Genomic DNA, 10,909 nt, shown 5'->3' with positions numbered 1-10,909 from the left:
GCAGTGGGCAGCCGATGAGAGAGCGACCCTGCCGATCACCTCGACCCAGCCTGGCCGGGCTGCGGTCGTAGCACCAGTAGATAAGTAGCCGATGAGCGTGCGTCGACCCATGCTCGGGGGTGCTGCCACGGCTGCTGCTCCTTGCCGCGTCGCTGGCGAGCGGCGTCCTCGCTCACAAGTCGTCGTTACGGACGCTGGAGAGCTGGGCCGCGTAGATGGCGCTCATCTCGTCGTAGTGTCGTGCGAGCAGTCGGAGTTCATCGGTGCTGTGGAACCTGATGACCTCGGTTATCGTTCTGCCGCACGACGTCCGTGCCGGTCTGAGCCGTATCGCTCGACGAGCGCGTTGCCGATCGAGGCCAGGTGGTCTCGCACCCCCGGAGGGCCGGCCACCTCGATCCATTCGACCAGCCCGGCAAGCTCGCCGGCGAGTATGTATTCGTCGTTGCCGCGGATCACGACCTCGATGCGGCCGTCGGTCGTGGAACCTCCCACCTCGAGCCGATCGCCGAACCCCATCCGGAGCACGCCTATCCCGTGGGGCGCGCACATCGCCCGGGCCTCGAGGGGTGTTCGCTTGCGTTCGACCTCGTCGGCGATCTCGCGCCAGCTCTCGGCAAGGTCGAAGTCATCGGGCCGGTGCACGGGATCGCCGGTCGGGTCGACGGACGACACGCGGTCGATCCGGAAGGTCCGCCGACCGGCCTCCGTGCCGGAGACGAGGTACCACGACGGGCCTTTGGCGACGATGCCCAGCGGGTGGACGGTTCGCTCGGTTTCGCTGTGTTCGCGGTCGACATAGCCGAGCCGGACCTGGACGCCGCGGATCACCGCGTCCTGGAGCTCGTCGAGGAAGCGAGGAGGTCGGGGCTCGACCCGGCTCGACCCCCATCGTTGCGGGTCCATGACGAGCGACGACGCCGCCGCCTCGGCCTGCGCCCGGAACGGCTCAGGCAGGGCATGGACGAGCTTGCGCAGCGCCGCTTTCACGGCCGGCGTGACAGACGAGGCCGGGCCGGCGACCAGGAACAGGGCGCGGGCCTCACTCGCGGTCAACCCGGACAGGTCGGTGCGGGCGCCGCCCACGAGGCGCCAGCCGCCGCCTCGGCCCTGCACGGAGTACACCGGCACGCCGGCCATGCCCAGGGCGGGAGGTCGCGGCGGGCGGTGCGCTCGGAGATCTCCAACTCCCGGGCGACCTCCGCTGCGGTCACCTGCTCGCGATGTTGCAGCAGGAGGAGGATGGCCATCAACCGGTCGGCTCGCACCCGGACAACACTGCCACGGAAACCGGTCAGGAGGTGACCGGTATCGGTCGGCATGATGCCGGCATGACAGTCGACTTTCCCGAGCCCACCCGCATTTCGGTCAACGGTGTGGAACTCGAAGTCTTCGAAGCCGGCCGGCAGAACGCGGGGAACCCCATCGTGCTCTGTCACGGCTGGCCGGAGCACGCCTTTTCCTGGCGCTATCAGGTGCCGGCCCTGGCCGCGGCGGGCTACCACGTCATCGTCCCGAACCAGCGGGGTTACGGCAACTCGTCCCGTCCCGCCGAAGTGACGGACTACGACATCGAGCACCTGTCGGGTGACCTCGTCGCCCTCCTCGATCACTACGGCTACGAGGATGCCACCTTCGTCGGCCATGACTGGGGCGCATTCGTCGTCTGGGGCCTGACCCTGCTGCACCCGAACCGGGTCAACGGCGTGGTAGCGCTGAGCGTGCCCTACCAAGAGCGCGGAGAGATGCCCTGGATCGAGTTCATGGAGGCCGTGCTCGGCGCCGACTTCTACTTCGTCCACTTCAACCGGCAGTCGGGCGTCGCGGACGCCGTGTTCGAGGAGAACACGTTCCAATTCCTTCGGAACCTGTACCGGAAGAACGTGCCCCTCGCAGAGCCTCAGCCGGGCAATGCGTTGATCAACCTCGCCAGAGCGGAAACCCCACTCGGTGAGCCCGTCATGAGTGACAGCGAACTGGCCGTCTTCGTCTCCGCCTTCGAATCAACAGGGTTCACGGGCGGAATCAACTGGTACCGAAACCTGGACCGCAACTGGCGCCTACTGGCGGACGTGGACCCGATCATCCGACAGCCCACCCTCATGATCTACGGCGACCGCGACACTGTCGCGAGGGCTGAAAGACTGACGGAATTCGTGCCGAATGTGGAAGTGGTCAGTCTGGACTGCGGTCATTGGATCCAGCAGGAGAAGCCGGAGGAAACGACCGAGGCGATTCTGAAGTGGCTGGACCAGCGGGATGCCGCCTAGCATTCCAGCAGGACATCCGCTTCACGATCCGCTGAGGGCTCGTGGGTCGTAGTCGTTGGTCATGCCCCCTGCACTGCGGGTTGGTGGCGTCAGCCACCAACCCGCTAGGGTGCGCCGCCGTGCATCGCCGGCCCCCAACTCGCCCGCGGCTACCACCACCAACCCGGCCACACCGCCGACACCTTCCGACCCCACCCCACCCCACCCAACCCGGCCAACGCATCTACACCACCGGCGACACCGCCCACCAAACCCCCACCGGCACCCTCCACTACCACGGCCGCACCGACCACCAAACCAAAATCCGCGGCATGCGCATCGAACCCACCGAAATCAGCCACCACCTCACAACCCAGCCCGGTGTGGCGGCCGCGCACGTGGCGGTGTATCCGGACCAGGACGGGCAGCCGCAGCTCGTCGCCTACCTGCAGCCCGCCGCCAGCGCTCCGGCAGAGCACGGCGAGCATGTGGCGCGGGTGCGCGAAGCCCTGCGCCGGCGGCTGCCGGAAGCGATGGTGCCGGCGCGGTTCATCGTGCTCGACACGTGGCCGGTGACGATTAACGGCAAGCTCGACACCCGGGCACTGCCGGACCCGTCCACTGTGGACGTTCGAACCCAGGTGAGGCGCCCCTTCGTGGAGCCGCGTACCCCGGCCGAGCGCTCCCTCGCCGCGGTCTGGCAGGCACTGCTCGGCGTCGACCGGGTCGGCGCCGACGACGACTTCTTCGACCTCGGCGGGCATTCGCTGCTCGCCAGTCGCCTCGCCGCCCGGCTGCGCAGCGAAATGGGCGCCGAGGTGCCCCTCGCGGAGCTGTTCGCCGCGCCGACGCTGGCGGCGATGGCCCGCCTGGTCGAGCAGGCGCAGCGGACCGCACCCGCACCACTCGCGCCGATCCGGCGAGCGGACCGCAGCAAGTACACCCTCAATCCGGAAAGGAGCACCACCGGTGAGTGACGAGATCTACGACGTGGTCCTCAACGACGAGGAGCAGTATTCGATCTGGACCGCCGACGACGAGCCGCCGCCGGGCTGGCGACGTGCCGGATTCCGCGGGCCGAAGGCGGAGTGCCTCGCCCACATCGACGAGGTGTGGACCGACATGCGCCCGCTGAGCCTGCGCAAGTTCATGGAGGCGGACCGTGCCTGAGGCAGTGTCCGCCGTCTCGGCCCTCTCCGACGCGCAGCGGCGGGAGCGCGCGGCGCGGACCGGCGGAGAGCCGCTGCTGACGTCCGAGACGGCCCGCAACGCCTACCTCGACTACGAACAGATCGACACCCTGTTGTCCTTGCAGCGACTGCGCAGCGACGGCGCCGCCGAGCTGTCGTTCCACATCATGGGGCAGGTCAAGGAGCTGCTGTTCAAGCTCCTGCACGCCGAGTTCAGCCGGGCCCGCGACGAGCTGGCCGCCGACGACCCGGAGGCCGCGCTGTGGACGCTGCGCCGGGCGCTGCCGGTACAGCGGCTCCTCGTGCAGGTGTGGGACGTGCTGCGCGCCATGAGCCCCGCGGAGTTCAACGAGTTCCGCGACGCGCTCGGCTCAGCCTCCGGGGTGCAGTCGTTCATGTACCGCCGACTGGAGTTCGTCCTGGGCAACAAGAGTCCGGCGATGCTGCGCCCCCACACCGGGGTGCCGGCGATCGCCGAGCAGCTCGCCGCCGACTTCGCCGCGCCGAGCCTCTACGACGAGGCCGTCCGGCTGCTTGCCCGCCGCGGCGCGGCGATCGCGCCGGAGCACCTGGCCGCCGATGTCGCGGCCGCGTACCGGCCGCATTCGAGCGTTGAGCAGGCGTGGGCCGACTGCTACGACCGCGGTGCCGACCCGGTGCTACGCCGCCTGGCGGAGACGCTCGCCGACGTCGCCTACGAGTTCAGCCGCTGGCGGGCCGTGCACCTGCTGATCGTGGAGCGGACGATCGGCGACAAGCCGGGGTCCGGGGCGAGCAGTGGCCTGGCGTGGTAGCGGGCGGCCGGCCAGCACCGGTTCTTCCCGGAGCTCTGGACCGTCCGGAACCTGCTGTAGCGGCGGAGTTCGACGCGGGGCGCTTCAGGCCGGTTCTGGTGCCGGAGCCGCGCCGGGCTCCGGGTGCGCCGGCTGCGTGGCCGCCCGCTCCGCGGCGCTGCGCAGGACGCAGAACTCGTTGCCCTCCGGGTCGGCGAGCACCGCCCAGCCTCGGCCGTCCGGCTTGCGCCGGTCGTGGACCATCGTCGCGCCGAGGCCGAGGATCCGCTCCACCTCGTCCTCACGCGACACCGCCGGCTCCAGGCAGATGTGGAGGCGGTTCTTGCCCACCTTGGACTCCGGAACCTCGGCAAAGAACAGCGCGGGACCACCCGGCAGTTGCACCGACGCCTCCGGGTCTCCTGGCAGGTCGTCGTCGGCGAGGGGCTGCCCGACAACCTTGCTCCAGAACGTCGCCAGCGCATACGGGTCGGCGCAGTCGATTGCGATGTTGCGGACGGTGGGAAACACGAAACGCATCCTCCGATGCATAGCGATATCGACGATTTTCTAGGTTATCACCGATCCGTCCGCCGCCGCAGCCGTTCGCCGCGGCGGCGGGACACCTCTGGGCCCGCATCGGCGAGTACCTGCCCTGGGTCGCAGCCCAGCAGATCAGCACCCACTGGCTGCGCTACACGACCCTCACCTGAGTCGAACGGCACTTCGGCTACGCCGTCGCCCGCGCCTATGCCGGACACAACGGCCGGACAGACCTCGGAACCACAGCCACCTACGTCCGCGCGGACTTGTACGAAGTCGTTGCCGCGCTGTGCGCGCTCACGGGCGAACCCCACCCGCTACTGCCGCAACGGCCCTGAGGCGCATCGGTCAGGCACTCGGCGCGATGAGCTTGACCTGGAATTGGGCACGCTGCAGCGCGGCAGTGACAGCTTCGATCTCGCCGCTGCCGAGCCTCCGCCACCGGTCGATCGCGGCACCGACCGGGGTGGGCAGGGCGCCACTGCGGTAGGTGACTGGCGTCCCCCATGCCGGCAGGACGGTGGGCGTGCCGAGTGAGCCAGCCGGTCCCCAGGTGAAGGTGAAAGGCCGCCAGATCAGCGTGTGAGCGCTCAAGGTGGCCTCGACCGTGACCAGCGCGGTCGGGAACGTCTCACCGGGCATCTGCAGCGCCGTGTACAGGTCAGCGTGCTCCCACACCAACAGCAGCCGAGTGGCGTAGAGAGCGGCCGGAAGTTCGCCGAGGCGGCCGATCGCCTCGGCCGCGTCCGCGCCGCGGTAGAACGGGCGGGTCGCCACGTACCCGACGTAGGGCGGGTCGACGTCGTCCATGAACATGTGGGCGGTCGGCAGCGGCATCATGCCTGCCTCGCGCATCAGCCGATCGGCGGTCGCGACAGCAGCGTCCGCCACGATCGCCGCGACGGGATGCTCGACCGGGTCCGCAACATTCGGGACCGCCTCGTGTGGCGCCACGGCGCCATCGGTGATCTCGATGCGGTGCAGGTGGCCCTCGGCGCCGTTCAGTCCGTCGTTCATGGCCCGTTGTACGGCTCCCAGATTCTCACCAGTAGCGCGGGCGATCGCCTCGGCGAGCGCCGCGGGCGACATGATCTCCGGGAACGTCGGGGGCGTAATCCAGATTTCCGGTCCGTTCGCATCGGACTTGCCGTTGCCGGTCATCTGGGCGTAGTAGCTGCCGACGCCGTCGTCCCAGCCCCATGTGCTTTTGTGATCCCAGCCGTCGAGGAACACCGCGTAAATCGACATACGAAGGGAGAACTTTCCAGTCGGAGATACAACACAGGCACGTACTCCACCCGACATAGAGCCCGCCCAAGGGGACTACGTTTGTCGATTTGTGGCGCCAGTGCATCGTAGCGACTCCGGTCGGAACCCGAGGTCCCGGCGAGACCGTCACGAACTTTCGGCTCGCCGGGTGTGGACCGGGCTTTCGTGTTCCCGGGCCCACACCCAGACATCGCGAAGGTCTCGATGGTGAAGCTAGGAAGTCCTGGCTAAGTGCCTGTTGGTAAAGGGGTGTTGGCACGGTCGTTGATCATGTTGGTGTCGGCTAGATCAACACGCGGCGTGTCGGGAGACATCGGAGGCGGGCTTTTGGTAGCAGAGGAGGTGACTAGCCAAACCCCTTCACCAAAAGCCCGCGGATGTCTTCATACCCCTTCGCCGCGTTCGGCGCCACCACCACCTGCCCCGATTGCCTGTGTCGCGACCGGGTCCGCCACTATCCCTCCGACCTGACCGATGCGCAGTGGAAGGTTCTGGAACCACGCGCCCGGCAGGTGATGGACCAACTGCGCCGGGCCACCGGCCGACCCATGGTCCACGACCTGCGAGCCATGCTCGACGCGATCAGCTACCTCACCCGCCAGGGCGTCGAATGGCGCGCCCTACCGATCGACTTCCCACCATGGGAAGCCGTCTACGCGTTCTTCCAGCGCTGGAACGAACGTGGTCTGCCGCACCTGCTCGTCGACCGGCTCCGAGCCCGCCTGCGCACCGGCGTCGGTCGCGAGGTCCAGCCCACCGCGGGCATCGTGGACTCCCAGTCGGTCAAGGCCGCCGACACCGTCGGCGCCGCCACCCGCGGCTTCGACAACGGCAAGAAGACCAACGGCCGCAAACGCCACATCGCCGTGGACACCGAAGGATTCCTCCTCGCCGTGGTCGTCACCGCCGCGAACATCGGCGACCGCCTCGGCGCGAAACTCCTCATCATCACCCTGCTCAACACCTGCACCCAGCTCAAACTGCTCTGGGCCGACGCCGGATACGACGGCAGAGCCTTCACACCGGTATCCAGGAGGCGTACAACCTCGGCTGGAAACTGGCCATAGTGGCCCACCACCAGGCCAGCCCGGTGCTGCTTTCCAGCTACACCGCGGAGCGGGTGCCGATCGGCGCGCGGCTGCTCGGCTCGACAGGCAAGGCCACCGTTCTCGTGCAGCTGAAGAACGCGCTCGCCGAGGTCATGCTACCGCTGGTCTTCGGGGTCGTGCGGCGGCTGCCGCCGGTGCGCCGCAAGATGCAGCGGCAGGGTCCTGGCCGGCATCAGCGGACTGATGCTGTCCTATGTGGACAGCCCGCTCACCGTCGCCGCCGGCCGCACCGGCGGACCGGCGCCGGGCGAGCGGGCCAGCGCAGCTGCCGGCGTCTGGCCGGACGCGCCGGCGAGCCAGGCGTGGTACGAGCAGCTGCGCGATCCACGCTGGACGCTGGCGGTGGCCGAGGGCGCCGACCCTGAGGCGCCGGCCGGCCGCCACGCCGCCTGGCTCGGCGTGTGCACGCTGGCAGACTCTGCCGACGCGCGCGGCCCAGGGGTCCTCGCCGACCTCGGAGGCGCCCTGCGCGACCGGCTCGGGCTGCGGCCCGGCGGCTGGGTCCTCGTCCGCCCGGACGGCTACCTCGCGGCGCGGGGCGGCCGGTTCACAGCGGCGGCGCTGGAGCGTGCGCTGTCCCCAGCCGGGCTGCGCGTTCCGGCCGGCGTCGCCTGACCCGGCCGGGAGAGGAGGAGTTCGGGTGCAGACCAACCTGGAGGGGCGGTCCGTGCTGGTGACCGGCGGTTCGTCCGGGATCGGCGCGGCAACCGCGCGGGCGTTCGCCGCCGAGGGGGCCAGGGTCGCACTGACCTACCGGTCCGGCCGGGACGCGGCCGAGCGGCTCGCCGCGGAGATGGGCGCCGACCGCGGCCGTGCGATGGCGGTCCGCTGCCCGCTGGAGGAACCGGCCGCCGCCGAGCTCGCCGTGCAGGAGGTCGGCGAGCGCTGGGGCGGCATCGACGTGTTCGTCGCCAACGCCGTGCGCTGGGCGCCGCGCCGACCCCCGGACGTGCGCTTCGAGGAGGTGCCGCCGGCCGAGTGGGAGGGGTTCGTGGCCGACAACCTGGTCCGGACGCTGCGCCTGACCCAGCTGGTGCTGCCCGGCATGCGGGCCCGCGGCTGGGGCCGGATCGTGCTGCTGTCCTCTCACGTGGTGCACGACGGCCAGCGGGGCCAGGAGTTCTACGGCGCGGTGAAGGGCGCCCTGCACGGCCTCGCGCGCAGCCTCGCCTGGGACGTGGGCCCGGACGGGGTCCTGGTCAACGTCGTGTGCCCGGGGCTCACCACCACCGACCGGGTGCTCGGCGGGCTGCCGGCCCACATCCGCGACGGTGAGCTGGCTCGCACGGCCACCGCCCGCCTCAGCAGCCCGCAGGACGTCGCCGCCGCCGTGCTGTACCTCGGCTCGGCGGCCAACGGGAACGTCACCGGCCAGGTCGTGACCGTGGCTGGTGGCCGATGAGACGACAACCACGAGAGGTGACATCGATGACGACACCACGCACCGTGCCCGGCGAGGACGAGATCCTCGCCGGGGCCGCGCCCTACACCAGCCGAATCCTGTCGATCTACGACCTGTGGGTGCTTGGCGTCGTGTGCCCGGTGGTGTGGGGCTGCCCGCGGCGAGAGATGCTGCGGCAGTACGACCGCGCCGCCGGCCCTCGGCACCTGGACCTCGGCCCGGGCACCGGCTGGTTCCTCGAGCGCACCAGGTTCCCGGTCCGCGACCCCCAGCTCACCCTGATGGACCTCAACGAGGGCGTGCTGCGCAAGGTCGGCGGTCGGCTCGCTCGCCTGCGCCCCCGGCTGCTCGAGCGGGACGTGCTGGCGCCGCTGAACCTCGGGCCGAATGAGCGCTTTGACTCGGTCGGGATGAACTTCCTGCTGCACTGCCTGCCCGGCGGCATGACCCACAAGTGCACGGTGTTCGACCACGTGCGGCCGTACGTGGCCGAGGGCGATCTGGTTGCCGTGGGTGAGCGAGTTGCCGAAGGCGACCCGGCTCACCATCAGGCCGCTGGCGCCGAGCGGGACGTAGTCCATCGTCATCCCCGCCCCGGCCGGGCCAGGAAGAGCCGGCTCGGCAGGCCGGGTAGGTCGTGCGCCTCGACTTCGTCCAGGCCGGCGGCGGCGAGCATCCGCAGGTATCCGGGACTGGTCGGCACCTCGCCGCCCCGGGTCCAGGCCAGCATGAGCAGCGAGAGCATGCGGGCGCCGTACTCGCGTGCGGGCTCGTCGTCGCCGACGGTGAAGCCGGCGACGACCACCCTTCCCCCGGGCGCCAGCACGGTGGCCGCCCGGCGCAGCAGCCGGACCCCGTCGTGCGGGTCGAACTGGGGCAGCAGGTTGGCCAGCACGACCACGTCGTACGGGCCGCCGAGGTCGGTCTGGAACGCGTCCCCGGCCACGAACGTGGTGCGCGACGACAACCCCGTCGCCGCGCCGTTCTTCCGGGCGTGGGGCAGAATGTCGTCGCGGTCGAAGGCGGTGAGCCGCGCCCCCGGGAACCGGCGGGCCAGCGCCAGCCCGAAGATCGCGTGCCCGCAGCCCAGGTCGAGCACGTGCAGCGGGGCGCTGTCGTCCACGACGCCCGCGACGGCGTCGGTGACCGCGTCGGCGACCTGGTGCGTGGCGAACGTGCCGTGCTCGGCGAAGTCCTGCCAGTAGGGGAAGCCGGCGCTCCCGGCGTCGACGGGAAGCGGGGTGGTCCCGGCCCGCACGATGCCGGTGAGCCGGCCCATCGACTCCCACTCCAGCTGTGACGCGGCGACCAGCGCGGCCCCGCCCGCGTAGTCAGCGCTGGTGCTGACCAGCAGGCGCTCGGCGCCGTCGGGCAGGCCGTACTGCGGCGCGTCGGCGCCTCCGTCCTCAACCACGAGGCCGGCCGCGGCCAGCGCGGCGAGCAGCACGCGCACGGAGCGCTCCGGCACGCCGGTCGCGGCGCCGACGGCGGCGGGCGTGGCATGCCCGGCCTGGACCGCGTCGAACAGCCGCAGCTCCAGCGCCGTGCGCAGGACGGCGGTGCGCTTGTAGGCCAGCAGGTGTTCCAGGATCGACCGTCTGGTGACGGGTATCTCGTGCGCCATGTGGCGACCTCCTCGCGTCGGGGGCACCGAGTGCCCGGCTCCCGCCACGCTGGCCGACCCGGCTCGAACCGGACTCGATCGCCCGTCGAGGCGCGGTGCGCAGGCTGGCAGGGCTGACCGTTCGAGAGGAGACACCGATGTCGATCGTCGTGCATGAGCCGGCCGGTTCCGTCACCCACGCCGTCCAGGTGGCCGCCCCGCCCGAGCTGTGCTTCGCGCTCGTGGCCGATGTCACGGAGGCCCCCCGGTACTTCCCGTCGCACCTGCACGCCGAGGTCGAGCCGGCGGACGACGGGCGGGAGTTGGTGCACCGCTGGGTGGTCGGCCCCGGCGGGGCGGTGCGTGACTGGCGCGCCGAGCGGGTGGTCGACCGGGCCGCTCGGCGCATCGTCTTCGGCCACGCCGGCGACCGCGCCCCGGTCACGGCCACCCACGGCGAGTGGACGTTCGCGGCCGGGGACGGCGACACGTGCCTGGTGACGCTGGTGCACACGCTCACTGTCGAGGGCCGCGCGGACGCCGAGGCCGTGCGGGTCGCCGTCGCGGAGGTCGACCGGGCCGCAGCGGCGCAGGTCGAGCAGCTACGCCGGGTGGCCGAGTCCTTTGCCGAGCTGACCGCCCGGACCGTGTGCGTCGAGGACTCCGTGCTAGTGGCGTGCGCCGCGGACGGCGCGTGGCGCCGCCTGGTGGCCGCGGCCGGGGACCTGCCCGGGGCCGGGTACGCCGGGCTCCCGCGCCGCCGGGTCGTCC

Annotated in this window: 13 protein-coding genes; 8 read left to right on the top strand and 5 right to left on the bottom strand. The window is 70.9% G+C overall.

What is annotated here, in order from left to right; genetic code table 11:
- Positions 1-288 precede the first annotated feature (288 nt).
- Together ABT297_RS41385 and ABT297_RS41380 are read right to left on the bottom strand one after the other, a co-directional pair.
- Positions 289-1,140, bottom strand: coding sequence for a helix-turn-helix transcriptional regulator (locus ABT297_RS41385; protein WP_350559104.1), 852 nt, complete (start codon positions 1,138-1,140; stop codon positions 289-291).
- Positions 1,053-1,250: a helix-turn-helix domain-containing protein gene (locus tag ABT297_RS41380; RefSeq protein WP_350559101.1), complete on the bottom strand. Its 198-nt coding sequence runs from the start codon at positions 1,248-1,250 to the stop codon at positions 1,053-1,055. Before ABT297_RS41380 ends, ABT297_RS41385 begins: the two co-directional genes overlap by 88 nt.
- On the opposite strand from ABT297_RS41380, the gene ABT297_RS41375 reads away from it, so the two are divergent.
- The 4 genes from ABT297_RS41375 to ABT297_RS41360 all read left to right on the top strand — a co-directional run bounded on the left by ABT297_RS41375 (position 1,224) and on the right by ABT297_RS41360 (position 4,233).
- The gene (locus ABT297_RS41375; RefSeq protein WP_350559098.1) at positions 1,224-2,270 is read left to right on the top strand and encodes an alpha/beta fold hydrolase; all 1,047 of its coding nucleotides are present in this window, start codon (positions 1,224-1,226) and stop codon (positions 2,268-2,270) included. The genes ABT297_RS41380 and ABT297_RS41375 overlap by 27 nt on opposite strands.
- A 311-nt stretch (positions 2,271-2,581) precedes the next feature.
- A complete protein-coding gene (locus ABT297_RS41370; protein WP_350559095.1) occupies positions 2,582-3,226 on the top strand; it encodes a phosphopantetheine-binding protein in 645 nt (214 codons plus the stop codon).
- On the top strand, positions 3,219-3,419 hold the full coding sequence (locus tag ABT297_RS41365) for an MbtH family protein (protein WP_350559092.1): 201 nt from the start codon (positions 3,219-3,221) through the stop codon (positions 3,417-3,419). The genes ABT297_RS41370 and ABT297_RS41365 overlap by 8 nt, the downstream gene beginning before the upstream one ends.
- The gene (locus tag ABT297_RS41360; protein WP_350559088.1) at positions 3,412-4,233 is read left to right on the top strand and encodes a tryptophan 2,3-dioxygenase; all 822 of its coding nucleotides are present in this window, start codon (positions 3,412-3,414) and stop codon (positions 4,231-4,233) included. Before ABT297_RS41365 ends, ABT297_RS41360 begins: the two co-directional genes overlap by 8 nt.
- An 84-nt stretch (positions 4,234-4,317) precedes the next feature.
- Here the strand turns inward: ABT297_RS41360 and ABT297_RS41355 are convergent, their stop codons facing one another.
- A complete protein-coding gene (locus ABT297_RS41355) occupies positions 4,318-4,752 on the bottom strand; it encodes a VOC family protein (protein WP_350559085.1) in 435 nt (144 codons plus the stop codon).
- Positions 4,753-5,103: 351 nt separating this feature from the next.
- Positions 5,104-6,060 carry a hypothetical protein gene (locus ABT297_RS41350; protein WP_350559082.1) on the bottom strand — a complete coding sequence of 319 codons (957 nt, stop codon included), beginning with the start codon at positions 6,058-6,060 and terminating at the stop codon, positions 5,104-5,106.
- 341 nt (positions 6,061-6,401) lie between these two features.
- Between ABT297_RS41350 and ABT297_RS41345 the strand changes: the two genes are divergently transcribed.
- The 3 genes from ABT297_RS41345 to ABT297_RS41335 all read left to right on the top strand — a co-directional run bounded on the left by ABT297_RS41345 (position 6,402) and on the right by ABT297_RS41335 (position 8,535).
- Positions 6,402-7,091: an IS5 family transposase gene (locus ABT297_RS41345; protein ID WP_350559079.1), complete on the top strand. Its 690-nt coding sequence runs from the start codon at positions 6,402-6,404 to the stop codon at positions 7,089-7,091.
- Positions 7,092-7,316: 225 nt separating this feature from the next.
- On the top strand, positions 7,317-7,748 hold the full coding sequence (locus ABT297_RS41340) for an FAD-dependent monooxygenase (RefSeq protein ID WP_350559107.1): 432 nt from the start codon (positions 7,317-7,319) through the stop codon (positions 7,746-7,748).
- A 25-nt stretch (positions 7,749-7,773) separates the two neighbouring features.
- Positions 7,774-8,535 (top strand): SDR family NAD(P)-dependent oxidoreductase, encoded by a 762-nt coding sequence (locus ABT297_RS41335; protein WP_350559076.1) that lies wholly within the window; start codon positions 7,774-7,776, stop codon positions 8,533-8,535.
- Positions 8,536-9,118: 583 nt separating this feature from the next.
- On the opposite strand, the gene ABT297_RS41330 is transcribed toward ABT297_RS41335, so the two are convergent.
- Positions 9,119-10,159 carry a class I SAM-dependent methyltransferase gene (locus ABT297_RS41330; RefSeq protein WP_350559073.1) on the bottom strand — a complete coding sequence of 347 codons (1,041 nt, stop codon included), beginning with the start codon at positions 10,157-10,159 and terminating at the stop codon, positions 9,119-9,121.
- 137 nt (positions 10,160-10,296) lie between these two features.
- Here ABT297_RS41330 and ABT297_RS41325 point away from each other — a divergent pair.
- Positions 10,297-10,909, top strand: a 613-nt coding sequence (locus ABT297_RS41325) for an aromatase/cyclase (protein ID WP_350559070.1), incomplete at its 3' end; no start/stop codon positions are given.

It is taken from the genome of Dactylosporangium sp. NPDC000555, from assembly GCF_040300025.1.
In the GTDB taxonomy this organism is placed as follows: domain Bacteria; phylum Actinomycetota; class Actinomycetes; order Mycobacteriales; family Micromonosporaceae; genus Dactylosporangium.
Note: the sequence above shows the minus strand (reverse complement) of the source record. Positions and strands in the feature narration are given on the sequence as shown.

Coding starts and splice junctions, on each gene's coding strand:
- ABT297_RS41355 (WP_350559085.1), bottom strand. CDS start 4,752: ATGCGTTTCGTGTTTCCCACCGTCCGCAACATCGCAATCGACTGCGCC.
- ABT297_RS41370 (WP_350559095.1), top strand. CDS start 2,582: ATGCGCATCGAACCCACCGAAATCAGCCACCACCTCACAACCCAGCCC.
- ABT297_RS41375 (WP_350559098.1), top strand. CDS start 1,224: ATGTTGCAGCAGGAGGAGGATGGCCATCAACCGGTCGGCTCGCACCCG.
- ABT297_RS41380 (WP_350559101.1), bottom strand. CDS start 1,250: ATGGCCATCCTCCTCCTGCTGCAACATCGCGAGCAGGTGACCGCAGCG.
- ABT297_RS41340 (WP_350559107.1), top strand. CDS start 7,317: ATGCTGTCCTATGTGGACAGCCCGCTCACCGTCGCCGCCGGCCGCACC.
- ABT297_RS41330 (WP_350559073.1), bottom strand. CDS start 10,159: ATGGCGCACGAGATACCCGTCACCAGACGGTCGATCCTGGAACACCTG.
- ABT297_RS41350 (WP_350559082.1), bottom strand. CDS start 6,060: ATGTCGGGTGGAGTACGTGCCTGTGTTGTATCTCCGACTGGAAAGTTC.
- ABT297_RS41345 (WP_350559079.1), top strand. CDS start 6,402: ATGTCTTCATACCCCTTCGCCGCGTTCGGCGCCACCACCACCTGCCCC.
- ABT297_RS41385 (WP_350559104.1), bottom strand. CDS start 1,140: ATGGCCGGCGTGCCGGTGTACTCCGTGCAGGGCCGAGGCGGCGGCTGG.